Annotated in this window: 17 protein-coding genes; all 17 read left to right on the top strand. The window is 56.9% G+C overall.

The genetic code is table 11. The features are described 5' to 3' along the window. The first annotated feature begins 48 nt into the window (after positions 1-48). The 17 genes from ACKGJP_RS32105 to ACKGJP_RS32025 all read left to right on the top strand — a co-directional run bounded on the left by ACKGJP_RS32105 (position 49) and on the right by ACKGJP_RS32025 (position 26,294). Positions 49-906: an ABC transporter permease gene (locus ACKGJP_RS32105; protein WP_409347310.1), complete on the top strand. Its 858-nt coding sequence runs from the start codon at positions 49-51 to the stop codon at positions 904-906. Positions 907-931: 25 nt separating this feature from the next. After that, entirely contained in the window at positions 932-1,816 is an 885-nt protein-coding gene (locus ACKGJP_RS32100) for a carbohydrate ABC transporter permease (RefSeq protein ID WP_409342805.1), read from the top strand. A gap of 121 nt (positions 1,817-1,937) precedes the next feature. Next, positions 1,938-3,083 carry an aminotransferase class V-fold PLP-dependent enzyme gene (locus ACKGJP_RS32095; RefSeq protein ID WP_409342804.1) on the top strand — a complete coding sequence of 382 codons (1,146 nt, stop codon included), beginning with the start codon at positions 1,938-1,940 and terminating at the stop codon, positions 3,081-3,083. A 96-nt stretch (positions 3,084-3,179) separates the two neighbouring features. Continuing rightward, on the top strand, positions 3,180-5,276 hold the full coding sequence (locus ACKGJP_RS32090; RefSeq protein ID WP_409342803.1) for a beta-galactosidase trimerization domain-containing protein: 2,097 nt from the start codon (positions 3,180-3,182) through the stop codon (positions 5,274-5,276). Between the two features lie 128 nt (positions 5,277-5,404). Then, complete coding sequence (locus tag ACKGJP_RS32085) at positions 5,405-5,941, top strand: glycerol-3-phosphate responsive antiterminator (RefSeq protein ID WP_409342802.1); 537 nt, start codon at positions 5,405-5,407, stop codon at positions 5,939-5,941. Between the two features lie 497 nt (positions 5,942-6,438). Beyond that, positions 6,439-7,233, top strand: coding sequence for an HAD-IIA family hydrolase (locus tag ACKGJP_RS32080; RefSeq protein ID WP_409342801.1), 795 nt, complete (start codon positions 6,439-6,441; stop codon positions 7,231-7,233). A gap of 7 nt (positions 7,234-7,240) precedes the next feature. Further along, positions 7,241-8,077, top strand: coding sequence for a metallophosphoesterase family protein (locus ACKGJP_RS32075; protein ID WP_409342800.1), 837 nt, complete (start codon positions 7,241-7,243; stop codon positions 8,075-8,077). 34 nt (positions 8,078-8,111) lie between these two features. Continuing rightward, positions 8,112-9,185, top strand: a complete 1,074-nt coding sequence (locus ACKGJP_RS32070) for an ABC transporter ATP-binding protein (protein ID WP_409342799.1) — start codon at positions 8,112-8,114, stop codon at positions 9,183-9,185. Beyond that, the gene (locus tag ACKGJP_RS32065; RefSeq protein ID WP_409342798.1) at positions 9,185-10,057 is read left to right on the top strand and encodes a carbohydrate ABC transporter permease; all 873 of its coding nucleotides are present in this window, start codon (positions 9,185-9,187) and stop codon (positions 10,055-10,057) included. The genes ACKGJP_RS32070 and ACKGJP_RS32065 overlap by 1 nt, the downstream gene beginning before the upstream one ends. Before the next feature lie 58 nt (positions 10,058-10,115). Beyond that, entirely contained in the window at positions 10,116-10,943 is an 828-nt protein-coding gene (locus tag ACKGJP_RS32060; protein ID WP_409342797.1) for a carbohydrate ABC transporter permease, read from the top strand. 19 nt (positions 10,944-10,962) lie between these two features. After that, positions 10,963-12,285: an ABC transporter substrate-binding protein gene (locus tag ACKGJP_RS32055; protein WP_409342796.1), complete on the top strand. Its 1,323-nt coding sequence runs from the start codon at positions 10,963-10,965 to the stop codon at positions 12,283-12,285. A 177-nt stretch (positions 12,286-12,462) separates the two neighbouring features. After that, positions 12,463-14,754 carry a helix-turn-helix domain-containing protein gene (locus tag ACKGJP_RS32050; protein WP_409342795.1) on the top strand — a complete coding sequence of 764 codons (2,292 nt, stop codon included), beginning with the start codon at positions 12,463-12,465 and terminating at the stop codon, positions 14,752-14,754. Between the two features lie 270 nt (positions 14,755-15,024). Then, positions 15,025-16,635, top strand: a complete 1,611-nt coding sequence (locus ACKGJP_RS32045; protein WP_409342794.1) for a hypothetical protein — start codon at positions 15,025-15,027, stop codon at positions 16,633-16,635. Between the two features lie 87 nt (positions 16,636-16,722). Then, the gene (locus ACKGJP_RS32040; RefSeq protein ID WP_409342793.1) at positions 16,723-17,685 is read left to right on the top strand and encodes an ABC transporter permease; all 963 of its coding nucleotides are present in this window, start codon (positions 16,723-16,725) and stop codon (positions 17,683-17,685) included. Positions 17,686-17,731: 46 nt separating this feature from the next. Beyond that, positions 17,732-18,625 (top strand): carbohydrate ABC transporter permease, encoded by an 894-nt coding sequence (locus ACKGJP_RS32035; RefSeq protein WP_409342792.1) that lies wholly within the window; start codon positions 17,732-17,734, stop codon positions 18,623-18,625. 59 nt (positions 18,626-18,684) lie between these two features. Next, entirely contained in the window at positions 18,685-25,263 is a 6,579-nt protein-coding gene (locus ACKGJP_RS32030) for a cadherin-like beta sandwich domain-containing protein (RefSeq protein ID WP_409342791.1), read from the top strand. 254 nt (positions 25,264-25,517) lie between these two features. Beyond that, positions 25,518-26,294 (top strand): arylamine N-acetyltransferase family protein, encoded by a 777-nt coding sequence (locus ACKGJP_RS32025; RefSeq protein WP_409342790.1) that lies wholly within the window; start codon positions 25,518-25,520, stop codon positions 26,292-26,294. Positions 26,295-26,308 lie beyond the last annotated feature (14 nt).

The following is a 26,308-nucleotide window of genomic DNA, read 5'->3' as shown; positions in this document are numbered from 1 at the left end:
GTGTTCCTCGTGAGAAGGAGAGCGGTGGCCAATCTCCCGCTGCATCTGATGCTGCTGCCGGCGGTCATCATCGTATTGATTTACAGCTACGGCCCGATGTTCGGGATCGTAATCGCGTTTCAGAAGTACGTGCCCGTCAAAGGCTTTTTCGATTCGCAGTGGATCGGCCTGAAAAACTTCAAGTACGTCTTCGGCCTGCCGGATACGCTCGAGGTGCTGTGGAATACGGTGTTTATCGCCTGGATGAAAATCGTCGCGGGCCTCACGGTGCCGGTTCTGGTCGCGCTGATGCTGAACGAAGTGAGCAAAACGTTCATCAAGCGGGGCGTTCAGACGCTTATTTATTTGCCGCACTTTTTGTCCTGGGTCATTCTCGGCGGCGTGCTGATCGATATTTTATCCCCGTCGCAGGGCATCTTCAACGCGTTTCTCGGATGGTTCGGCATCAAGCCGATTTATTTTCTCGGGGACAACAACTGGTTTCCTTACGTGCTGGTGGGCTCGAACGAATGGAAGGAATTCGGCTTCAGCACGATCGTCTATTTGGCCGCGCTGACGAGCATCAATCCTACGCTGTACGAGGCGGCCGTCGTGGACGGGGCCGGGAGGCTGCGCCAAACATGGCACATTACGCTGCCGGGTATGCGCCCGATCATCGTGCTGATGGCTACGCTAAGTCTGGGGAGCATTCTCAACGCCGGCTTCGAGCAGGTGTTTAATTTATACAGTCCGCAGGTGTACGAAAGCGGCGATATTATCGACACGTACGTGTACCGGATGGGGCTGATAGCCGCCCAATACGGTCCGGCGACGGCGATCGGGCTGCTGAAATCGGTCGTGTCGCTCTTCTTCATCTCGACGGCGTACTTCTTGGCGTACCGCTTGGCCAATTACCGGATCTTCTAACGATTAAGGAGAGAGGGGGAGAACGGTGAGCCATACCGCTTCCTTATCGCGAAAATTGTTTAGCGTATGCAATTATACGTTATTGATTGTGCTGGCGGTCGCCTGCGTGCTGCCGCTCATTCATGTCCTCGCCATATCGTTCAGCTCCAACGCGGCGGCGACGGCTGGCGACGTGAAGCTGTGGCCCGTCCAGTTCAACACGAAGTCGTACGAGTTCGTGCTGAGCACCGGCAAGTTTATGGATGCGTTCTTCATTTCCGTCAAACGGGTCGCGCTCGGAACGGTCGTCAACATGGCGTTCACGATTTTGACGGCGTATCCGCTCGCCAAGGAGTCGAGCCGGTTTCGGCCGCGGACGTGGTACGCCTGGTTTTTCGTGCTGACGATTCTGTTCGGCGGCGGCTTGATTCCGTGGTATATGATCATCCGCGCGACAGGTCTGCTCGATACGATATGGGCGCTCGTCCTTCCCGGGGCGGTGCCGGTATTCAGCGTCATTCTGCTGCTGAATTTCTTCCGCGGCATTCCGAAGGAGCTGGAGGAAGCGGCTTTTATCGACGGCGCCGGGCATATGTCGACCTTGCTGCGGATCATCGTTCCGCTATCCGTGCCCGCGCTGGCCACGATCATGCTCTTCACCGTCGTAGGCCACTGGAACGCGTGGTTCGACGGCCTCATCTTGATGAACTCGCCGGCCCATTATCCGCTGCAAAGCTATTTGCAGACGGTCGTCATTCAGAAGGATTTTACGGCGCTCGGCGAGGAGGAGCTGAAGAACATGAAGCTCATTTCGGACAGGACGATCAAGGCGGCGGAAATTATATTGGGCGCGCTGCCGGTGCTGGTCGTCTATCCGTTCCTGCAAAAATATTTTATGAAGGGCATCGTACTGGGGAGCGTGAAGGAGTAAGGGCTGTATGGTTGTAAAGAAGGATAGGAATCAGAATCGAAGCGGTCGGCTAGCCTTCAAGCAGCTCGAGCCGGAGCCCTTTTGCAGCAAAGGACGATTATGACCAAAGGAGTGGATAGCGATGCGATCGCTCATCGAGAAGAGTAAATTCATCGGCTTGGACAGCTGCGCCTGGTTTTACAGCGGAGCCGAAACGCCGGTTCTGAAGGAAAGCGCGGATGCCGTTCAGCGGTACTTACAGTATCGGACGCTCGGGCCCGGCGGCAGGGACAATAACGCGCTGATCGAAGCGTCATGCAAAGCGAATGTCGCCCGGCTGCTCGGCGGGAGTCCCGACCGCATCGCGTTTTTGTCCAACAGCTCGGAAATCATTTCGGCCATCGCGGGATCGGTCGATTTCCGGCCCGGCGACAATGTGGTCATTCATACGCTGGAGTTTCCGTCCGGCGTGCTTCCTTGGCTGCTGCTGAAGGAAAAGGGCGTTTCGGTGCGCGTTGTCCGCCACAACCGGTGGGAGATCGCGCCGGATGACATTATGGCGGAAGTGGACGGCCGGACGCGCATCGTCATGACCAGCCATGTCAGTTATTTCTCCGGCGCCCGGCTCGATTACAAGAGCCTGTACGCCCGGCTGAAGCAGACCGGCGCGCTGCTGCTCCTGGACGCGACGCAATCGCTCGGCGTCGTTCCCGTCGATATGAACGAGGCCGATTTCGTCGTCTGCAGCTCGTACAAATGGCTGATGGGGATGCACGGCGCCGGCATTCTCGCCGTCAATCCGCAGCGGACCTCGGCGTTGACGCCGAAGTCCGTCGGGTGGCGGGCGACGGCGGACATGTTCGACGCGAACCGTTTCGAATCGTTCGAATTCCTGCCGGACGCCCGGCGCTTCGAGACGGGGTATCCGAGCTACATGACGCTGTACGCCTTGGAGGCTTCGACGAAGCTGATTCTGGATACCGGAGCGGACCGGATCGCGGAGCATATTCTCGGACTCGGCGGGGAATTGATCGAAGGGCTGCAGCGGCTCGGCTACGACATCATGACCCCGGTGGATCCGGAAAGACGCGCAGGGAACATTTGCATCGTATCGGATCGGGGAGAAGAGCTTGCCGCCGAGCTGCGCGAGCAAAACATTTATGTGTGGGGCGGCGACGGCCGGTTCCGGGCATCGATTCACTTGTTCAACGACAGCGCCGATCTCGCCCGGCTGCTTGCCGCGCTGCCGCCTGCTGCGCAAGCACTTGGCGGGGAGGCGGCGGAGTGAGCGCGTTTGATGGGGCGGGCGTAGAACGAGCAGTGCGCAAAAAAGAGATGGGGAAGCGCTGGAAATTGGAGTTAAGAGGAAGGAGAAGCTGCGAACATGACGGACGTTAAACCTTGGTATAAAACCAGTTTTCGCAGGCACTTGCTCGACATGCATATCCCGGACTGGCATCCGGATTTTCTCGCCAAGCTCGATTCCGGGCGCTACCTGGCGCTGTTGGAGCAGGCGCATGTCGACACGGCGATGGTATACACCGGCTCTTGTCTCGGCATTTGCTACTGGCCGACGCCTTACGGTCACATGCACGCCGGTCTGCAGGGGCGGGATTTCATCGGCGAGATGGTCGAGGGCTGTCGGGAGAAGGGCATCCACGTCATCCTCTACTATAATTTTTGGTCGAAATGGGCGTATGACACGCATCCGGAGTGGCGGTTCGTCTCCGCCAAAGGAGAAGGAACGGCCGACTATCTGTGGCAGCCGGGACGATACGGGGTATGCTGCCTGAATTCGCCATACCGGGATTTCCTTATCCGGCAGGTGGAGGATTTAGCTTCCCGGTATGATGCGCAAGGCGTATGGATCGATATGATCCATTGGCCGTACTCGGTTTGCTACTGCGGGCATTGCCGCAAGCGGTATCTCGCAGAAGCCGGAGAGGAGCTGCCGAAACGGGTCGATTGGCACGATCCGGCATGGATTCGGCTGCAGCGAGCCCGGGAGCGTTGGATCGCCGAATTTGCCGAAGCGATTACGGCCGCCGTCAAACGGATCCGGCCGGATATGTCGGTCGGCCATCAATGCGCCTCCTGGACGGTCGGCTGGCAGAACGGGCTGACGAACGCTTTTTTTCGCCAGACGGATTATACGAGCGGCGATTTCTACGGCGATGCGCTGTTTCAGTCGTTTACCTGCAAGGCGCTCTATCACTTGACGGAAAACAAGCCGTTCGAATTCATGACGTCGCGCAGTCCGGACTTGACCCATCACACGACGATGAAATCGCCGGAGCTGCTCCGGGCTCATGCATACGCCGCGCTCTCCAATCACAGCGCCTTCCTTGTGATCGACGCGATCGATCCCGCCGGCACGATGGACGCAAGCGTGTACGAGACGATCGGCGAATTATACCGGGAGCTTGCGCCATATGCGGCATATTTCCGGCCGGACGCCGCATCGTGCCAGGATGTCGCCATCTACATGAACTTCGAATCCGAGATCGATCTTGCCGATAACGGCAAGCCCGTCATGGAGACTTCCATTGAGAAGAAATTTATCAAGAGCGCGATGAACGCCGCCCGGGCGCTCATCGAACACCATATCCCTTACGGCGTGATTACGCGCAAAAATATAGCCGAGCTGTCGCGGTATCAGGTGCTCGTGCTGCCCGATCTGGCCATGATGGACGACGAGGAGGCGGAGGCGGTCCGGCAGTTCGTCCATGCAGGAGGAAGCCTGTACGCGAGCAAGCGCAGCTCCTTGATCGATAAAGAAGGAACGCGCCGGGGTGATTTTATGCTCGCGGACGTCTATGGCGTGAATGCGCTGGGCGAGACGGAAGAGACGGTCACTTATGCCGCTCCCGTGCATGCCGCGGAGCGGGACGGCCGATTTTTGCGTTATTCCGCGCAAACGCCGCTTACGCTGCTCGGAACGCAAATGAAGGTGGAGGCGCTGCCGGACAGCAAGGTCATAGCGCGGTTAAGCTTGCCGTATACGCATCCGGACGATGCGTCCAAATGCGCGTCGGCCATCAGCAACCCGCCCGGGACGGAAACCGGCTGCGCTGCGATCGTCGAGCACCGCTACGGCGCGGGCAGATGTTTATATGCCGCCGGCAGCGTGGAGGGCATGGATTCCGACGAGCATCGCGGCATTTTTGCCCGGCTCATCCGGTCGCTCGCGGCGCAGCCGTTCGGCTTCGAAGCGGAGGCGCCCAAAGCGGTGGAGCTGACGCTGTTTCATGATGCGGACGAGGGACGATACTTGCTTCATCTGCTGAACTTCCAGAAGGAGCTGCCTAACATTCCCGTCCATCGTATCCCGGTTAGGGTGCGCATGAACGGCAAGACGCCGCTTGAGGTGCGGCTTGCTTCGCCGGAGCTGCCGCTGGCTTTCGCCATCGACGGAGACTTCGTCCGGTTCGAGGTGCCGAAGCTGGAGACGTATGCGCTATGCGTCGTCCGCTATGCGTAAGCATGGCTGGTACGGCTCGGCTCTGCGATACGGCGATATTAAAAATAACTTCACATGCCATTGATACTGCGATAATAAATCGGCTCTATTCTAATTATGTAAGCCAAAGAGTAGAGAAGAGGGTGCTTGTGAACAGTTATCCCGTTATTGCGTCCATCACGGAAGGGCATCAAGTTGCTAAGGCGCTAACGAGCAGAGTCCGCAGGGTCAATCTGATGACTGGAACAATCACGAACTTGAAGCAAATCATCGAGCAGCTGCATGCTTCCGGGAAACAGGCTTTCGTCCATGTCGAAATGGTGGGCGGTTTCGGGAGAGATGCTTCGGCCATTCAATATTTGGCTGAGGAATTTAAGGCGGACGGCATCATTACGACCAAGAGCAACGTTGTAGCAGCCGCCAAGCAGGCCGGAATAGCGAGCATCCAGCGCATTTTCGCGATCGATTCGGCAGCCATGGAGACAGCCATTCGCATGATCAAGACATGCGATCCCGACGAAGTGGAACTCATGCCGGGACTGATGCCGAGAGTCATTCAAGAGATGAAGCAGAAAATCAAACAGCCCCTCATTGTGGGCGGATTAATAAGGCATGACGAGGAGATCAGGCAGGCTCTCGAGAACGGCGCGGATTATGTTTCGACAGGCGACGCGAAATTTTGGTGATGAAACTACAATCGAATAGATTCCTTGGGTGGAGACGATGAGAAAACCCAGTGGTACGTAAATCAACATTCTTTTATGCAAAGGAGTGATTTCTGCTACTGGTTTTTTTGTGCTGAAAAATGGTTATTACTTAGGATCGAAAACTTGATTCTCCAGCAGGACTCATAAGCATCTAACAGGAAAACATGCTGTTCATTTTGTTCATAGCCGCTTCGTAGGTTCATTTAACTGGAAAACATGTTGTACATTTTGAGAAAACCCCCATCTGCGCAGGATTCGAGCGGAATTAGATGGAGAAAATCCAGTTCATTCAAAACCGCAGATCAAACAAGTTAACTTAGATGTAATTTTTCCAGTTACTTGATCGGTGGAGAGCATGGTTTTGCAGCAAATGGTGGTTCAACCCATGTGTAGGATGCTGATTTGACGGGATTTGTACGATTAAGGTACCCAAGTAGTAACTGAAATGCGGCTATCAATCAACAAGGAGAACGCACATGGAAGATTTAACATCCTTTGACGCTTACTGCTTTGATTTGGATGGAACGATTTTTGTGGGCAATGCACTTTTGCCGGACGTCAAACATACGGTTTCGGAGCTGCGCAGAAGGCGTAAAAAAATCATGTTCCTGACGAATACGTCGGTCCAAACGCGCCTTGACTGCCAGAGGCGGCTCGAGGGGCTGGAGCTCCCGTGCGACGTGGAGGAAATCATTACGGCTCTGTACGTTTGCGGAATGTATTTTCGGGAGCATGCCCCGGGTGCCGCAGTTCTTATGCTCGGCGAACCGGCTATGGAAGAAGAGCTGCGGCATTTTGACGTTCGGATCACCGAAGATCCGCTGCTGGCTACGCATGTGCTGGTCGGAATGGACCGGACGTTTTCCTATGACAAGCTGAATCTCGGCATGAGGGCGATTCGCCGCGGAGCGAAGCTGGTCGCAGCGAACCCGGATCCGGTTTGCCCCGCCCCGGACGGCGTCATACCGGATACCTGGTCATTGGTCAGAGCGCTTGAGGCGGCCAGCCAATCCGAAGCGCATATGGTAGTCGGGAAACCGTCCGTTTACTATGCCGACAAAGCGCTCCAAAGACTCGGGATCCCGAGCGACAGATGCCTGATGGTCGGGGACCGGCTGGAAACGGATATCCTCCTCGGGTTGAATAGCGGGATGAGAACGGCTCTCGTGCTGACCGGCATTGCCTCAAGCGGCGACATAGACAAAGCGAATATCGCACCCGATTATGTCATTGCCACATTAGGTGAAATCATCGAAAAAAGGGAAGGGTGAAAACGTCATGCGATTGGTTCTAATGGGAGATTTTCATTATTCGCGGATGGAGAACGGCACCGAAGAGATGCTGGAGGCGAGAGAACAAGCTTATGCCGTCATGCTCGACGCCTTTTTGGAGCTGGATGCGGATCTCCATATTTCCCTGGGGGATCTTACGCATGAGGGATACCCGGAAGAGTTCGGGTATGTGTTTGATCGGATCCGCGGCAGCGGGCGTGAATTTATCCATGTGCTGGGCAACCATGACGCGTATTCGATTCCCAAAGCCGATATTTTGGCGATTACCGGGCAGCAGCGCTTTCGGGCTATTCATACGGAGGAGGCTAGTCTACTCTTCCTCGATACGACCAAGGAAATGAACCGGGCCGACTGGGGAGGGGAAATGGACGCCGTGCAGCTGGAGTGGCTGCAAACCGAGCTCGACCGATCGGGAGACAAACCGGTATTTGTTTTCGCCCATCATCCCGTTTACGGCACGACGGCGCGTTCGACCATGGAGAAATTGTCGATCGATCCGCAACTCGATGTGAAGGCCGTGCTGCATACAAAGAAAGGCCCCGGATTCTTTTTCTGCGGCCATAATCATGTGAATTCGATCGTCCGTCAGGACGGATGGCATTACATTCAAACGGCCGCCTGTCTGGATATTCCCGCTTACCGCACGATTGAGCTCAAGGACGGCAAGGTTGCAATCGGCCTCGCAACCATAGAAGAGGCGAATCTTACGGATCATATCGCACGTTTTCATAAGGAAATGCCGGGCTTCGCTCCTACCCGGGAGGCATACGGCGAAGATGCGGACCTGCGGTTATCGGTTGAAATCGTCGAATCCGTCAAGTAGAAAGAACAGTACGCGAAAGCGGAGGTGAGATCGTTTGGCGCAAATCAAGTTGAACCATATCGAGAAACGCTTTGGGCATGAGACTGTCGTAAACGATTTGAACTTGACGATCCAAGACGGGTCGTTTACGGTTCTGGTCGGTCCTTCGGGCTGCGGAAAATCGACGACTCTGCGGATGATAGCCGGTCTAGAGCGGCAAACCGGAGGGGAAATTTGGATCGGCGACCGCTGCGTCAACAACGTGGAGCCCGGCAAACGCGGCGTGGCGATGGTGTTTCAGAATTATGCGCTGTATCCGATGATGACGGTCAAAGAAAACATCGAATTCGGACTGAAAAACCGCAAGGTTCCGAAGCCGGAAAGGGAGAGGCTGATTAACGAAATTACGGAAATCGTCGGCCTCTCGGCATACTTGAACAAAAAGCCGCAGGCGCTATCCGGCGGACAGCGGCAGCGGGTGGCGCTCGCAAGAGCGATGGTCAAAAGTCCTGCGGTATTCCTGATGGACGAACCGTTATCGAATCTGGACGCGAAGCTGAGAAACCAGATGAGGACCGAGCTGATTCAGCTGCACAAACGTCTGGGAGCGACGTTCGTTTTCGTCACGCACGATCAGGTGGAAGCGATGTCGATGGGCGATCAGATCATCATTATGGATAAGGGCCGCATCCAGCAGGCGGACAGTCCGATGAACATCTATAACGATCCGGCCAATCTGTTTACCGCCCAATTTATCGGTACGCCTGCGATGAACGTCTTCAAACGCTCCGACTTGGTAGGATTGAGCAATAGAATGGGCGACGAGCGCGTTCACGTCGGCTTCAGACCGGAGAAAGCGGCGATTTCCCCTGAAATCAAGCCGGACTGCCTGCATATTCCGGCCACCATTATTACCCGGGAAACGCTCGGCGCGGAAATTATTTATCAATTGGCGACTAAAGCCGGCACGCTTTATGTCAAAAGCTTTCTCAAGCCGCTCGAACAAGCGTCCGACGTCCACGTGTCGGTGCACTGCTCCGATCTGTATTATTTCGACGGCAGCGGACGGCGCATTCGGGAAGCGGGAGAGGACAGGGCTCTCGGATTGGTTGCGGGAGGTATGCTTTGATGCCTTTGTGGTACAGGCTTCGCCCTTATGTCATGGTAGCGCCTGCGATCGTCATCTTTTCGATCTTTTTCATCTATCCGATCTTCTACATGATCTATTTGAGCTTGCACGAATGGGATTTTATTAGCCCGGTTAAGGATTTCGTCGGCCTCGGCAACTTTGCGGAGCTTTTCGACAACAGAGAATTTCTGCAGGTGCTCGGCAATTCGCTTAACTACACGCTGCTGACGGTTTCTCTGACGATTGTCATCTCGCTGTTTCTTGCCCTATGGCTGAACCGGAAGGGACTCTTCTACGGATTTGTCCAGGGAGCGATCTTTAGCCCGCACATTATTTCGCTGGTTTCGGTATCGCTCGTATGGATGTGGCTGATGGATCCTCAATTCGGATTGCTGAATTGGATCCTTGAGCTGCTTGGACTGCCGAAGCTGGAATGGCTGAGCAGCCCGAAGAGCTCGCTCCTTTCGCTGGTGGTCGTTGCCGTGTGGAAAGGAATCGGGTTCAATGCGCTCGTCTTCATAGCCGGCCTGCAAAGCATTCCGAAGGATATGTACGAGGCTGCGGAATTGGACGAGTCCGGCAGATGGAGAACGCTGTACCGGATTACGCTGCCGATGCTGTCTCCCACTTTGTTTTTCCTGGTCATCATCAACATGATCGGATCGTTTCAGGTGTTCGAGACCATTGCGATCATGACGCAAGGCGGCCCGGTCAACTCGACGAATACGCTCGTCTTCTATATTTACGAGTACGGCTTCAAATTTTTCAAGATCGGCTACGCTTCGGCGGCGGGCGTCGTGCTGCTGGCGGTTGTCGGACTGCTTACGCTGTTTTATTTCAAATTGTTAAGCAGGAAGATCCATTACCGGTAAGAAAGCGGATGCTCACGATGTCGGTTTTGCTAAAGCGGAGCTCTTAGGACGGTGGAACATGCCAATCGCTAAACCTGTTATGAAAACCTTGAATATACTCGGGATGATCATTTTGGTCGCCGTGTTCGCCATTCCTTTCGTGTGGATGATCTCTACATCGTTCAAGTCCTACACGGAAACGGTCATCTTTCCGCCCAAGTGGATTCCGGACGTCATCCGCTGGGAAAATTTCGCGAAGGCCTGGAATTCCGGTCCCTTCTTGAAATATTTCGTCAACAGCGTCTTGGTCTCCGTAGGGATTCTCGTCCTGCAGTTTACGACGATCATCTTCGCGGCGTATGCCTTCGCCAGATACCGCTTCAAGGGGGACCGGCTTTTGTTCGGCGTAACGATGGTCACCTTGATGATTCCCGGCCAGCTGATCTTCCTCCCCGTCTATTTGCTCATGAGCAAGTGGGGGATGCTCAACACGCTCTTCGCCTTGATTCTTCCTTTCTCCTCGAGCGCGTTCGGCATCTTTCTGCTCAGGCAGTCGTTCAAACAGGTTCAGGAGGAGCTGCTGGAAGCGGCGAGATTGGACGATGCCAGCGAGTGGACCATCATCCGCAAAATTATGGTGCCGATGGCCCGGCCTACCCTGGTGACCTTCGCTTTGTTCAGCTTTATCGCACATTGGAACGACTATTTCTGGCCGCTTGTCATGACGACCACCGACGTGGCAAGAACGCTGCCGATCGGGATTGCCAAGATTCGGGAAGTGGACGGGGGAAGCGCTTGGCATATTTTGATGGCCGGCAATCTGATTCTCGTCATTCCGATATTGATCGTTTTCTTCCTTGCCCAGCGCCAAATTATTAAAGCGTTCGTTTATTCGGGTGTTAAATAATTAACCTAGTGGAGGGTTTATGATGATGATGAAAAAGTCCGTATTGACCGTTTTGGCGGCATCCGTCGCCGTATCGCTGACCGCTTGCGGAGCCGGCTCCAAGCAGGCCGACGTGAGTCCTTCCTCAAGCGCGAACAATGCCGCAGGCGGCGAGAAGAAGAAAGTCGAGATCAATTACTGGTATTCCTGGGGAGACAAGATCGGCGAAAACAACGAAAATCTCGTCAAAAAGTTCAACGAATCGCAGGACGAAGTCGTCGTGAAAGCCCACTTCCAAGGCTCGTACGACGAACAGCATTCCAAAGCCCAGGCAGCCTTCGCGGCAGGCAATGCGCCGGAGGTTTGGCAGAACGAGATCGCATCCATCGGGGTGTTCGCCAAAGCCGGAATGACCGAGGACCTGACTCCTTTCGTTAAAAAAGACAACCTCGATATGAACGATTTCATTCCCGGTCTGATGGGCAATTCTTATGTCGACAACAAGCTGTACGGGCTGCCGTATCTGCGCAGTACGCCTTTGCTGTACCTGAACAGGACGCTCCTGAAGGAAGCGGGGCTCGATCCGGCAGGACCTAAGAACTGGAAGGAATTCGAGGAATACGCCCGCAAGCTGACCGTGCCGGACAAGCGCGTCGGCATCACGATGCCGGTCGACATTTGGTACTATGAGGCGTTCGTTGCGCAAAGCGGCGGCAAAATGATCAGCGACGACGGCAAAAAAGCGGAATTTAATTCCCCGGCGGGCATCGAACCGGTCACGTTCTGGCTTAAGCTCAAACAAGAAGGCATTATGAAAATCCCGACTACGGACGATGCCGGCAACTTGGCCAAAATCGATTTTCAAAATCAGCGTTCGGCGATGCTGTTCTCTTCAACGGCCGATTTGACCAAGCAAATGCTCGTGGCCAAGGAATCCGGATTCGAATTGGGCACGACCTATATGCCTGCCAACAAGAGCTACGGCGTGCCGACCGGCGGGGCGAATCTGGTCATGTCGGCCAAGCTGCCGAAGGAGAAGCAGGAAGCCGCGTGGAAGTTCATCAAGTGGATGACGTCCAAAGAGCAAACGATCTATGCGAGCTCCTTTACGGGTTACTTGCCGAGCCGCGTTTCGGCGGTAAACAGCGATGAAATGAAGAAGTTGTATGCGGAGAAGCCGTTGTTTAAAGTGGCGGTGGATCAGCTGGAGTATGCAAGGCCGCGTCCGATGCTGAAGGCTTATCCCGAGATCGCCAAAAACATTAAGGACCAGATCGCCCGCGCCGTTGCCGATTCTTCGGTAACCGCCGAGAAGGCGATCGCGGAAGCCGGCGAGAAATCGGACAAGCTTTTGAGCAAATAACGTGCGCTTCAACAGGCAAGACGAAGGTGTTCGCACCCCGTCTTGCTTTTTGGCGTTACGTCAAATCCCGGTTGTCACGGCATGCCTCCCGCTGTAAGATAAAGGGACAGTACGGCAGCCCGGCAAAACAAAATGTATGCGCTTCAATTTCTGCATCGGCATCGGGAGGGTTGGAACATGAAGGCAGTCAAACGGTTGTCCTATAAACAGAAATTGCTGGCCTTCTCGCTCCTTATGGGTATTGTGCCCGTCCTTATTCTGGGGGGCGTATCCCTCAAGCTATTCTCTAGCACGCTGCAGGAGGAAGTCGACCTGCATCAGCAAAGCATCCTCAGGCATTTCCAGACCCAGCTCGACACGTATATCACCCGTCTCGATCAGCTGTCCGTTTCGCTGGCCTCCAACTCGCTCGTTCAGAAAGTCGTCGAGGTAGGCGTTTCAATGGATGCGATCGGCAGCTCGGTTCAGTTTATTAACGAAATCCAGAATGTGGTCACGAACTCCGATATTCCAATCGACATTTCGCTCATTCTAACGCAGTACGACTCCGTCTACTCGCACCGGACCGGACTCATGCGGCAAATCGACTACCCGACGAGCGAGCTGCTCAAGCTGCAGTGGACAGGCAGCAACACGTTCTACAAAATCGCTCCGAATACGTTCCAGGGTCAAAGCGATCTGTGGATCGTCCGCCCCGTTCCGCTTAACACCTCTTCGCCCAGAGGCATTCTGGTGCTGCAGCTGAATATGGCGCGGCTCATGGAGATGGTCGAACGGACGTTGTCGCCGCTTAACCGCAGCTTGCTCGTCTTCGACGATCTGGGCCGGCTGGTCGCCAGCGGACAGATGCGGGAGAATGACGGCAGCGGCGACTTGAAGGAAACGATCGTTCCTCTCCTGGGCAAAATGAAAGAGCTCCCGAGCCGCATTGAGCAGAACAGCGAAGCCTACTTGCTGACTTCCATAAAGTCGTCGTCCAACGGATGGACGTATGTGGCGGTCTCTTCCGCGCAGGAGCTGTCGGCGAAGTCCGATCAGATCGAGAAGGTTTCGTGGGCGCTTGTACTCGGCATTTGTCTCGTTTGGGGCGCAGCGGCTGTTTTCGGCTCCAAAAGGCTGTTCAACCCGCTGCAGAGCTTGGCCGTCAAATTCTCGAACAAAGACGACAAGCATCAGGAGTCCGATATCATTACGGCGCTCGACCGGACGATGCAGGATATGCGAAAGACGAACGAGCGGCTGATGCTGCGGATTAACGAGCAGATGCCGATTTTGAAGGAGCACGCGCTGCTTCACTTGATCCGCGGCGAGCTATCCAGCGACAACGACGTCAGCGGCGGCTGGAAGGCCTATGTGGAGCCTTTGCAGGGCGACTGGTTCTGCGTCGGCGTCGTGGAGATCGACCAAATGCTCGAGTTGAAGCAGACATACAGGGAAAGCGATCTTTCGCTGATTATGTATGCCCTGCGGAAGCTGATCGAGGAGATCGGCGAAGCCTACCGTCCCGTACTCGGGGTTTCGACCAAGCAGGGGCAGGTTGCGTTCCTGATGGGCCTGGATTCGCCGGGCCCGGAGGCGGAGGAGCTTGTCAGGCAGTTTGCGAGAAGCATCAACGAGCAGGTAAAGCAGTTTTTCGCTTACACCGTGTCCGTTGCGCTCGCCGAGCCCCGCGAGGGCTATGAAAATATTCACGTTTCGTATAAGGAAGCGCAATCGTTCATGATATACCGGCTGGCTATGGGGCCATCCGCCTTGCTGCTGCCGGAGCAAATCCGCAGCACGATGCATCCGTCTCTCCGCCAATTGATCAAAATGGAACGGGCGGTCGTCTCCGGTATCTCCCAAGGCCACTATGAGCAGGCCAGCGCGGGCACTAAGGAGCTCGTTCAGGAAGCGGCCAAATCGCTGCACAGCTCGGAAGCGATCGCAGGATTGTTCGTGCATCTGATCGGCGAGCTCGAAACGTCGTTCCAAGATTACGGCGTCGACCTTAGCGAGGTGATCGGCCGCGACGCGCTGCCGCAAATGTACGGCTTGAACCGGATGGAGCAGCTGCCGGTCTGGATGGACGAACGGATCATCGAGCCGGTCAGACGCCATATGGAGCAGCTCCAGGTTCCGAAGCGCAAAAAATCGGTACAGGTCGCGCTCGCTCTTGTGCAGGAACAAATCGAGAGCGATTTGTCGCTCCAGCAAATTGCGGATGAGCTGCAAATTCCCCGTCCTACGCTCAGCAAGTGGTTCAAGGAAGAGACCGGAGAAGATTTCCGCGAGCATCTTATCCGCGTTAGGATGGATAAGGCGAAGGAATGGCTGCTGCATGCGGACATGCCGATCAAAGAAATTTCCGACCGGCTCCGCTATACCTCGGTTCCGAATTTCACAAGAATTTTCAAGCAGTCCACCGGCATGACGCCCGGGGCGTACCGCAGCCGGACTCGCGGCGACGGCGAACCAAATGAATACTAAGCGAAAGAACGGCCGCCTTTATGGACGCGATCGCTTCAACGCCCCCCCACAAGACCGCCGGACAACCTGTTCCGGCGGTTTATCCGTTATTACGGGCAAGTCTAGCGCCATTCTTATGGGTTTCCGGTGCCGTTCTTGTTTCGTTCCAACCCTTATCAATTCGTTCCCGGGGGATTTACCAAGTGACAATTGCGGTGTGCGGCGCGCCGTGACATGATGAGTTTGCCGGCGGAGCAGGCGGGCCGGAATAACGATTGGCGGAGGAGATTTATGAAAAAGATACAGCTAATGAGAAGCGGGGTTGCGGTATCGCTGGTTGCATCCGTTCTGTTAAGCGCTTGCGGCGCGAAGGAAGCGGAGAAGCCGAAGGCAAGCGAGGGGACCAAGGCGAATGCGAGCGCAAGCCCGTCTGCGGCAGCCAAAAAAGAGAAAATCGAGCTGAACTGGTTTATCAACGCACCGGCTAATACGAACCTGCCGGACGCGAGCAAAGATTTCGTTCTTCAGGCGATTCAGCAGAAATTCAACGTGGATTTGAAGGTCAGCTACATGGCGGAAGGCGTCGATTACAATACGAAGCTGAACGCGCTGCTCGCGTCGACGCCTCCCGATATGTGGGCGGATAAGAACGCCGACGGCGGCAATAAGTACGCGGTTGACGGATTGCTTGCGGATATGACGAAATTCATTTCGCCGGCCACGATGCCGAACTACTTCAAGTATTGGACGACGGAAGACGAAGTGAAGCGTTACCAGATCCAGGGCGGGTTTTACCGGACGCCGATTCCATACGTGAAGCAGACGTACCGGACTTATTACATTCGCAAGGACTGGCTGGATAAGCTGAATCTGAAAATGCCGACGACCTACGACGAATATGTCAATGTTTTGAAGGCGTTTACATTTAACGATCCGGACGGCAACGGCAAAGCGGATACGTACGGCTTCACGACTGCGGGATCCGGCGCTAACCTCGGCTGGGAATGGCCGGAGCTGCCGAAGAACGGGCTGAAATTCCCGTCTTACATCGAGAACGAGAAGTTCGTCGACGGGACGATGACGCCGAACATGCAGGCGGTTCTGGACGACGTAACCAAGCTGATCGACATGAAGGTCGTCGATCCCGATTGGTATTTGAACAAAGCGCCGCAGCATGTGGAGAAAGCGATTCAGGGCAAAGCCGGCGTCGTCATGGGCGCGACCAAGGATTTCGCGTTCGACAACGTGTCGACCAGCATTCAGTTCCGCACGAAGCAGATTAACCCGAAGGCCGACTGGGAGCCGTTCACGATGGTCGGCAGCACGCCGCTGATCAACAAGGCGGGCCCGAGCAATCCGTTCCTGTTTCCGAAGACGGTGGCGGAGAAAAACCCGGCGAAGATCAGCCGTACGATCGAGATTCTCGACTGGCTCGCTTCCGAGGAAGGGTATCTGTTAACGCACTTCGGGCAAGCAGGCAAGCATTATACGCTTGAAGGCAAGACGATCAAGCCGAACGGCGAAGCGTATGCGAACGACATCGTGAAGCAGGGCGACTTCCTGAAGGTATGGTCCTTCTTCACCCAAGCGGTTCTGCAGCCGGAGGTGTACGGGTTGACGGTGGTCGATCAGAAGGAAACGGACCGCGACCGGGAGATCGTGAAGTTCCTGGCCGCGCAGCCGACGAACAAATATATCGGAACGTCGCTGGTGCCGCCGCAAGGGTTTGATCTGGCCGGCTTCCGCAAAAGACAGAACGAGCTGTTCTCCAAGGCGATCTTCGAGGACAAATCCGGCAAAAACTGGCCGGCCTACCGCGAGGAGCTGCTCACCAAATACAAGGGCAGCGAGCTGCTGGACAAATATACCGCCGATCTGAAAGCAGCCGGCGTCGTGAAGTAAGGGCAAACGGCCCCCGCAAGGAACGGACGCATGGCATTCCGCGGACCTGACTTCGGGGGCGTCGTTTTGGGAAGGAGACTACTACCTATGACGGAACTGACGGTAAAACGGCCAGCCGCTCCGGTACCGGCCGCGCCGACCGCCTTTCGGCGGGTGTGCAAATCGATGCTGCGCAAGAAATGGCTGTATGCGATGATGCTGCCGGGGCTCGCCTACTATTTTATTTTTCACTATTTGCCGATGGGCGGCATTCTGATCGCATTCAAGAACTACAACCTGTTCAAGGGGATCTGGGACAGCCCGTGGGTCGGCTTGGACAACTTTCGGGTATTGTTTCAATCGCATGATTTCCCGGTCATTATGAAAAATACGCTGCTGATCAGCTTGTACCGGCTGCTGTTCAATATGCTGCCCGACGTGATGCTGGCGCTCATGCTGAACGAAATCCGCGTCGGCTGGTTCAAGCGGCTCGTTCAAACGATTACGTACGGTCCGCACTTCTTGTCCTGGATTATCGTATACGGGCTGGTATTCTCGTTTCTGGCTCCCGGGTCCGGACTCATTACGAATTTCTTTCGCGATATGGGCTGGGGCACGCCGGAGTTTCTGACGAACTCGGATTACTTCAGGCCGCTGCTGATCGTGACCGATCTGTGGAAAAACACCGGCTTCGGCGCCATCATCTATTTGGCCGCTCTCGCTTCCATCAACCCCGAGCTGTACGAGGCCGCAATCGTCGACGGCGCAGGCCGCTGGCGGCGCATTTGGCACATAACGCTGCCGGGTATACGCGAGGTGTTCGTGCTGCTGCTGATCTTGAGGCTGGGGCATATTTTGGACGCGGGCTTCGATCAGGTGTACATCTTCTTGAACGCCCGGGTGTACGACGTGGGGGACATCATCGATACGTGGGTGTTCCGGCGCGGCTTGGAAAACCTCGAATTCAGCATTGCGGCGGCTACCGGCCTGTTCAAGTCGATCATCGGCCTGGTGCTGGTGGTCGGCGCCAACAGGCTCGCGAAAAAGGTCGGCGGCTCCGGCATCTGGTAACGGCCGCGTCTGCCGACGCTCAAGGAAAGCAGGGTGAAAATCGAACATGAATCACTTGAATTTGAACAAAACGCCGTCGGACCGCATCGTGGACACCGCCATGTACGTCGTGCTTTCGCTGTTCGCGTTATCGACGCTTTTCCCGCTTTATTACGTCATCATCGTCTCGATCACCCCGTTCTCGGAGGTGCTGCGAAACGGCGGCTTCATCGTGTGGCCGAGCGAAATAACGTGGTCCGCCTACAAGGAAATATTCGGCAGCGCGCGCATTCCGGACGCTCTGAAGGTGACGATGTTCGTCACCGTCGTCGCCACATGCCTGAACTTGCTGGTGACGCTGCTGCTCGCCTATCCGCTGTCGAAGAAGCATCTGGAGGGCCGGAATTACGTGCTGCTCGCCATCGTCTTCACGATGCTGTTCAGCGGCGGGATCATTCCGACTTATTTGGTCGTGCGGGGCATCGGCTTATACAACACCGTCTGGGCGATGATCATCCCCGGCATGGTGAGCACGTTTAACCTGTTGATCATGAAAACATACTTCGAAAATTTACCCGACGAAGTGGAGGAAGCCGCCAAGGTGGACGGCTGCGGGGACATCCGTACGCTGGTCAGCATCGTGCTTCCGCTGTCGTTGCCGATCGTGGCGACAATCGGGTTGTTTTACGGCGTCGGGCATTGGAACGAATATTTTAAAGGCATCATGTACTTGACCGACAAGAAGCTGGAGCCGCTGCAGGTTGTCCTCCGCAATATGATTCAGACGCCTAACGTTTCGAGCGAGCTGCAGCTGGGGTCCGTGCAAAATTTGGATCCTTTGCCGCCGGAGACGATCAAGATGGCGACTGTGACCGTGGCAATTTTGCCGGTGGTCATCGTTTATCCGTTTCTGCAAAAGTATTTCATCCGGGGCATGCTCCTCGGCGCAATCAAAGGGTGAACATCATGTTTACGCATCTTGCCTTACCTTCGTTATACACACGTTAAGGAGGGTTATACTTGCGAAAATGGCTCATTTGCATGCTGGTTCTGGCGCTAGGCATACCAGGCGGCTTGATGCGGCAGGAAGCCGCGTCCGCCAAGGGCGGGGAGCAGCAGGAAACGTCGGGAACAACGGAGGCGCCTATTACGATGTACAGCAATAAATGGAAGGTCATTCCGAAGGCGGCGGCCGCGCCGGCAATCGACGGTACGCTGAGCGACGGCGCTTGGAGCGGCTCGGCGGTGCTCGATGACTTTAGAACGCCGTTCTATAACGAACCGGTGGCGGACGGCCCGTCATACAAAGTAACGTACGACGAGTCGAATCTGTACATCGGCGGCACTTTCGGATCCGAAGAGAAAGCGATTTTGGAAAAAGTCGAGTTTCTCGTCAGCCCGCAGTCGGCGGGGGAGCTTCATTACGTGGTGACGGTTCCGGTAACCTCTTTGGCTACGCCGTCGATAACGGATTACAACGTAGGACGCGAGATCGTCAAAGAAAATCCGCAGCGGGTGCAGGTGGACACGTTCACGTACCGAACGTCGGAGCTTGCGGGCAAAACGTCGGTGGAGGTTGCCGTACCGCTGTCGGCTTTCTCTGCGGGAGGAGCCGTGCAGCCCGGAACCGAATGGCGCATGAACGTCGTGCATGTGCATCATCTGAACACGAAGCCGATGCTGTCCTGGGTGCCGATTCGCACGTCCACGTTCTGGGACACCGGCAATACCCCTATTTTCAAAGTAAACGCGGTGGATGAAGGCCGCCTGGGAAGCGTGTTTTTTGAGCGACCGCCTGCCGGACAGCCGTGGACGCCGGAGGAAGCCGATTTTCAGTACAAAAGCTTTACGTCCAAGGAGCTGTCGTTCAACCGGCAGAACGTCGTCAATCCCGCGAAAACGAAGTTTGCGCTCAAGTGGAAAACGCCGAGCGGAGACTGGCAAGCGCTCGATCAAGTGTCGCATGTCAAAGCGGGCAGCCGCAGCGTGCTGACGTTCGAGCATCCAGGCGCGCTGGAATACGGGATGATGGAGCTGCAGGTTCTGGCTTATCGGGAAGATAAGCCGAATGACGCTTTTTTTACCATTATGACGTTTGACCGCGACGACATGATTCGGGCCGGACTTCATTTGGCCAACGCAACGGCGCCGGCCGGGACGAAAACCGAGGTGGCTCCCGCCCCGGCTTCCGCGGAAGTGCTCAAGCTGCTGGACCTCGTTCCGGACAAGGTCGGCTTCCGCTTTACGGGGCTGCCCGAAATGCCGGAGCTTCATCCCGAGCTGCTGTACACGCTGACGGCCGACAAGAAAAGCATGATCGCAACGAAAACCGGAACCGTCTATCCGAATGCGCAGTACCCCGAGACGCATACGGCTACAGCCGTCAATGCAAAGGGCGAGACGCTGGAGTATCCGTACTACGAGGATGCGGACGGCAAGCAATATTTTCTGTCCGGACAGCTGTGGTATTTGCAGAAGGAATATACGCTCGCCGAAACCGAGCGCATCGCCAAAACCGATCCGCTCGGCGCGGCTCGTCTCTTGTACCGGTTCGCTCAGGTGTATGAGGGGTACGTACCGACGACGGACTACATTTGGCGCAACTACCCGATAAATATAACGGCGGGTCCGCCGTTCAACTATTGGGGAGGCATGTGGTACCGCTGGTCCGTGGCGGATCTGTACAATTTGAAGCCGCTGATGAACGCTTTGCAATCGGTCAAGAAGACGAATGCCTTGCAGGTGCTCAGCCAGGAAGTCGGCGCTGACGTGGAGAAGCTGCTGACCGAGCGAATGGTCGCTCCGTCAGTGGAATACGTGCTCAGCTATCCGAAGACGCTCGGCAACATGAACTATACGCAGTGGCTGGGACTGATCGCCGCAGGCAAGGCTGTCGATGAGCCGGATTACATTCATACGGCCGTCGAATGGATGCGGGATTACGTGGAAACGCAGTTCCTGTCGGACGGCTATTGGAAGGAAGTCGCGCCGTCGTACCACGTGCAGTCGACGGGCGGGCTCGAGACAGCGGTCAAGGCGGTGGAGGGCTACAGCGATCCGGCCGGCTACGAGTCGCCCCGCACCGGCATCAGGTATGACGAGCTGAATTTCTCGAAGGATTATCCGCTGATCCGCAAGTCGCTGGACAACAACAACATACTGGTTTATCCGAACGGAAGCTTGCTGCCGATCCAGGATTCTTGGGCTTCGGACAAAGCCGCCTCGCCCCGGCTCGACGTGGGCTCGATGCTCATGCCGGCAGCCGGAATCGGCAGGCTTTCGTCCGGCACGGGAACGGCGCAGTCTCAGCTGTATTTACAGTTCCAGCCGAAATACGGCCACAACCATTACGATCCGCTTCAGCTGAATCTGTTCGCGGAAGGGCAGGAGCTGCTGCCCGATCTTGGCTACACGTATACGAAATACAGGGCGTTCACGCTTTCCACGATGGGGCATAACACGGTCGTCGTCGACGGCAAGGATGCGATAGTGGACGCCGTCTCCAAACATGGAGGAAGCGTCGAAACGTTCGCACCGGCGGGACCCGTCCAGGTGATGCGCGCCGACCAGGAGAACGCCTATCCGGAGACGGAGCAGTACAGCCGGGAGCCGTGGCATATTTCGTTCCCGGGCTCGGAGAGCGGTCAAGGCTACGTGCTAGATTTGTTCCGGGTGTCGGGAGGCAGCCGCCACGAATATACGCTGCAGGGCGACGCCAACCGGGATGCGGTCTTCCAAACGGACTTGGCGCTCGACCCGTACGGCCCGTATTTGCTGCCGCCGGGCACCCGGGTGCAGGAGCCGGAGCAGTTCAACGAGACGGGAAGCGCCGAAGGAAACTATTACGGCTACATTTTCGTGAAGGACGTTAAGAAAGCGCAGCTGCAGGACGACCGGTACGACGTGACGCTGGTGACGTCGACCGCGGGTACGGAGCAGGCCAAAATGAAAATCACCGGCTTGCTGGAGCCTGGCGAGAACGAGCTGTATTTGGCCCGTTCCCCGTCCATACGCGCTACGCGGCTGTCCGGCAAGAGCAAGGACACGAACGACGAAGCGGTGAAATACGACATGCCGAAGCTCGTGCTGAGACGCGAGGGCGCCGACCTGAAAAGCACGTTCGTGACGGCTATGGAGCCTTATAAAGGAACGGGGCCCAAAATCGAGTCGGTCGACCGGCTTCAGCCTTCGTCCGCGCCGGAGGGAGCCGTAGCGGTGAAAGTGACCTACGGCAACACGACGGATATCATTTTGAGCGCTCCGGAAGGATCGGTCTCGCCGCTCATCGTAGACGATATGACGCTGCGCGGGCAGATGGGCTTCATCCGTCTTGTAGACGGCGTCGTGCAATCGATGGCGCTGATTGCGGGGACCGAGCTTTCCAAAGGAAATAAAACGGTAATCGGCGGCGGCCCTGTAACCGGAACCGTTGCGGCAACGAAGCGGATCATGAACGGCGATCCGTATGACGGCATTGTCGCAGGCACGCCGATCGGGGAATCGGAGGCGGCCGCCCTCCGCGGCAAATATGTCGTCCTGACCCATCCGGACGGGACTACGAACGGGTATTTGATCGGGGATATCGTGACGGAGCCGGCAACCGGCCAAACGGTTATCGTCTTCGCCGAATACGACCCGGGCTTCGAGATTCACGCGGACGGTACGTCGCGAATGAATTATTATCCGATGAAAGCATGGACCGGCCCGCATACGTTCCGCATCGATAACGTAAGCCTTTACGATGCGAATCCGCTTCAGTCCGTCACCCTGCAGGCGCAGAAGCGCAGCTTGCTGAAGGGCGAGAAGGCGTCCGTGCAGGTTAGAGGCTTGCTGCGGGACGGCAGCTTCGCACCGGCGTGGGCTACGAACATTGCTTATGCGAGCAGCGATCCGTCGGTGCTGACGGTCGATTCGGCGGGTAGCGTCACGGCGGCGGGCGACGGAACGGCAACGATTACGGCAGCGGTCGAATGGAACGGCGTAACGAGGACGGCAAGCCTGCTCTTCTCGTCCCAGCACCGGACGTTCGCGGCGTCGAGCTTCGTCGATCTGCCGGTCTCGGAGCAAACCGTCGGCACTTTATACGTCGCCGGCTCCAACACCGTACAGGTGGAAGCCAATCAGGCAGGCGAGCGAATCGCGTTCGATTTCATTGCGCCTGCCGCCGAGACGTACGATATCGCGCTCCGGCCGTTTCAGGCAGCCAGCTACGGTATTTATGACATTCTGCTTGACGGGAATCCGCTGACCACATTCAATTTCTACGGCAGCGCGGGCGCAGGGGCGGCGATCCAACAGCTCGGTACCGCCGCCCTGTCCGCCGGCAAGCATACGCTGACGTTCGTCAACAGCGGCAAAGATCCGAAATCGACGAACTATAAGTTCGGGGTCAGGGAGCTCGAGATCAAAACGCATCTGTCCGCGCCTCCTTCGCTCTCGGGCGGCGTCATCCATCCGGGCGGGCCGTTCACGGCGAGCTTCGCGGACGATGCGGCTTGGCGGGCCGCGATTACCGGCGTGACGGTGGACGGAATGCCGCTCGCTTCCGGGCAATATTCGGTTTCGCCCGGAGCCGTTGCGATTGCGGTCGGCGCCGTAACGGGAATCGGGCCGAGACGGATCGCCGTTCATGCGGAGGGCTACCGGCACGGGGAAGCGGAGGTTGAGTCGCTTCCGGCTTCCGCTCTGGCCGGGTTGACGGCGGACGCCGGCACGTTAAGTCCGCCGTTCTCGCCCGGAGTATTCGATTACGCCGTCATGGTCGGGAACGAAACGGCATCGATCGGCGTAACGGCTGCGACGTATTTGCCCGATTCCGTCATGACGGCGGGCGGCCGGTCTTACGGCAGCGCCGCGCAGATGACGGTGCCGCTGCAGGTCGGCGCCAATCCGCTGACGATCGGCGTTACGGCCTCGAACGGGGAAACGACGCCATACACGTTGACCTTGTACCGAAGCGAACGCGACGAGACGCCGACCGGAACGGTAACCGGCAGCGTGTATGTCGCCGGCAGCGGGCCTGTAGCGGGCGCAACCGTTAAGCTAGCCGGTTATGCGACCGGCTCCGTAACGACGGATGCGGCGGGGGCGTTCCTCATGCCGCATGCGCCGATCGGCACGCAGCGCGTAGTCGTCGCGAAGCCGGGCTACACGAGAGCGATTTCGGATGCGTTTACGCTCACGGTAGGCCAGAGCGTCTATGTGCCGCTGGTCATGACGGACACCGTAGCGCCCGAGCTTAACGTGCCCCGGCCTTACGTGCTGAGGGGTCAGCCCGTCGAGGCTTCCAGCGTAGAGCCGGCAAGGCTCTACCTCGTGCCGGAAGGAACGGCTGCGAACGCCGCCGCGTTGGAAGCGGCTGCGGCAGGCCCGAACGGTTCGGCAGCGGATGCTGCGGCCGATACGGTCGTATCGCTCGCAACCGAGGGCTTCGCGCTCGGGAAATACAGGTTGTATGCGCGGGATCTCGCAGGCAATCTCACGCCGGCGCCTGTTCCGGTAACGGTTATCGAGGCGGGAGCCGGTACGGTCGACGATAATCATCCGGCTTTGGCGTACGCCGGAACCTGGCAAACGGCCGCCGGCTCCTACGTCGGCGGGCAAATGCAGCTGGGCAGGGACATAGGCGCTTCCGTTACGATTCCGTTCTACGGCTCCCGGGCCAAATGGATCGGCGCCCGCAACGCCGTTTACGGCAAAGCGGACGTCTATGTAGACGGCGTGTTCGCCGCCAAAGTCGATCTGTACAACGCGACGCTGCAGACGAAGCAGGAGCTGTTCGATACGGGTCAGCTGCAGCCGGGTGTCCATGTGATGAAAATTGTCGCGACCGGGGAAAAGAATGCGGCGGCTAACGGCATCTTCATTACGCTCGATGCGCTTCAGGTGACCGATCTCGGTCTTGTCCCGCCGGTGCTTTCGTCCGTCACGGCCGGTCCGATTGCGGCTGGAATGCCGGTTGCGGCGACAAGCTCCGAGAACGGCTCGCTGTATCTGGTGCCGGCAGCAACGGCGGCAACAAAGTCTGCGCTTGAGCAGGCCGTCGTCACGGTGAACGGAGCCGTGTATGGCCTGAAGGCATTACATGCGTCAGCGGGCGTTCCGGTATCGTTCGATACCGCGGGTTTGGCGCCGGGCCTGTATAAAGCGTATGCGGTAGGCCAGACCGGCGCGGTGTCTGCGGGCTCCGCCCCGATAGCGGTTTTGGGCACGGCGCCCGCCGCGATCGACAATGCGAGTCCGCTCGCTTCCTATAGCGGAAGCTGGATGACGGTGTCGGATACCCGGATGCACGGGGGCACCGAGCATGTCGGGACGGCGGCAAACTCGACCGTGGAAATTCCGTTCTACGGTACGCAGGCCGTCATTTACGGCACCAGGGCCTCGAACGGCGCGCTCGCCGACATATACGTGGATGGCGTTCTTCGTACCACGTACGATTACTATTACGGCGGCACCGGTCTGATCAAGCAGCAAATCTGGGATACGGGGACGCTGCCGCTCGGCGTGCATACGATCAAGATCGTCGACAGGGGCGAGAAAAACCCGTTGTCCAAAAACATTTGGATCCGGTTTGACGTCCTGCAAACGGCGGTGTAACCGCCGCTAGGAGCCGTAAGACCGCATCTCCGGCAAGGAGGGCGGTCTTTGGTGCGAATGGCCGATCCGGATCGCAAATCGCCGCTGATTCGTTCCCTTTCCCGGCAAACGCGGTTCACCTTTAAAGACGGCGCCTCCCCGTATATTCCGTTGGGCGCCGGAAGGATTTTAGCGTTCCGGTATCGAACCTTTCCTTAAAGAACGCAGGCTTACCGCCAATACGGAAAGACTTGCAGGCTAAAGGAGACGATACGATGAACGACCGCCAATTGAAGCCCGAGGTGCGCGCTTACTTGGAGCGCATCGGCTATAGCGGCCCGCTGGACGGAAGCGCGGCGGCGCTAGCCGAGCTGCAGGAAAGCCATTTGCACGCGGTGCCGTACGAGAACCTGGATATTCTAAACCGCATTCCGCTGTCGCTGGAAATTCCCTCGCTGCACGATAAGATCGTCGTACGCGGGCGCGGAGGCTATTGCTTCGAGCTGAACGCCTTGTTCGGCTGGCTGCTGCGCGAGCTCGGCTACCCGGTCACGGACTTGTTCGCCCGTTTCTGGCGCGACGAGCCGAACGCACCGCCGAAGCGCCGCCATCAAGTGCTGAAGGTCGAAGCCGAAGGCGCCTTCTACTTGTGCGATGTGGGCGTGGGGGGAATCGTGCCTCGCAGGCCGATTCAGATGGTTGAGCTGCTGGAGCATGAGCAAGGCGAAGAGCGCTACCGCTTGGAGCGGGATGCGTATTTCGGCTGGATGCTGTGCGAGCTGAAGCACGGGGAGTGGAGCAAGCTCTACTCGTTCACCGAGGAGCCGCAGCTGCCGAAGGATTATACGATGGCTTCCTTTTGGTGCGAACATGCGCCGGATTCCATTTTCACGCAGATGAAAATGGTCGCCATCCGCACGCGGGAAGGACGCAATACGATCGCAGGCGAGGAGTTCCGCATTTTTACGAAGGAAGGCGTTCGCGCGTTCACCCCGCAGTCGGAAGAGGAATATAAAGAAGCCCTGCGTGTGCATTTCGGAATTGTGATTTAGCTTGTTGTTACCGC

The organism is Paenibacillus litoralis (genome assembly GCF_046244365.1).
In the GTDB taxonomy this organism is placed as follows: Bacteria; Bacillota; Bacilli; order Paenibacillales; family NBRC-103111; genus Paenibacillus_V.
The sequence above is the reverse complement of the archived record's forward strand: the minus strand, read 5'-3'. Positions and strand labels throughout refer to the sequence as shown.

Coding starts and splice junctions, on each gene's coding strand:
- ACKGJP_RS32080 (WP_409342801.1), top strand. CDS start 6,439: ATGGAAGATTTAACATCCTTTGACGCTTACTGCTTTGATTTGGATGGA.
- ACKGJP_RS32105 (WP_409347310.1), top strand. CDS start 49: ATGCTGCTGCCGGCGGTCATCATCGTATTGATTTACAGCTACGGCCCG.
- ACKGJP_RS32040 (WP_409342793.1), top strand. CDS start 16,723: ATGACGGAACTGACGGTAAAACGGCCAGCCGCTCCGGTACCGGCCGCG.
- ACKGJP_RS32075 (WP_409342800.1), top strand. CDS start 7,241: ATGCGATTGGTTCTAATGGGAGATTTTCATTATTCGCGGATGGAGAAC.
- ACKGJP_RS32050 (WP_409342795.1), top strand. CDS start 12,463: ATGAAGGCAGTCAAACGGTTGTCCTATAAACAGAAATTGCTGGCCTTC.
- ACKGJP_RS32060 (WP_409342797.1), top strand. CDS start 10,116: ATGCCAATCGCTAAACCTGTTATGAAAACCTTGAATATACTCGGGATG.
- ACKGJP_RS32055 (WP_409342796.1), top strand. CDS start 10,963: ATGATGATGATGAAAAAGTCCGTATTGACCGTTTTGGCGGCATCCGTC.
- ACKGJP_RS32045 (WP_409342794.1), top strand. CDS start 15,025: ATGAAAAAGATACAGCTAATGAGAAGCGGGGTTGCGGTATCGCTGGTT.
- ACKGJP_RS32035 (WP_409342792.1), top strand. CDS start 17,732: ATGAATCACTTGAATTTGAACAAAACGCCGTCGGACCGCATCGTGGAC.
- ACKGJP_RS32095 (WP_409342804.1), top strand. CDS start 1,938: ATGCGATCGCTCATCGAGAAGAGTAAATTCATCGGCTTGGACAGCTGC.
- ACKGJP_RS32065 (WP_409342798.1), top strand. CDS start 9,185: ATGCCTTTGTGGTACAGGCTTCGCCCTTATGTCATGGTAGCGCCTGCG.
- ACKGJP_RS32090 (WP_409342803.1), top strand. CDS start 3,180: ATGACGGACGTTAAACCTTGGTATAAAACCAGTTTTCGCAGGCACTTG.
- ACKGJP_RS32025 (WP_409342790.1), top strand. CDS start 25,518: ATGAACGACCGCCAATTGAAGCCCGAGGTGCGCGCTTACTTGGAGCGC.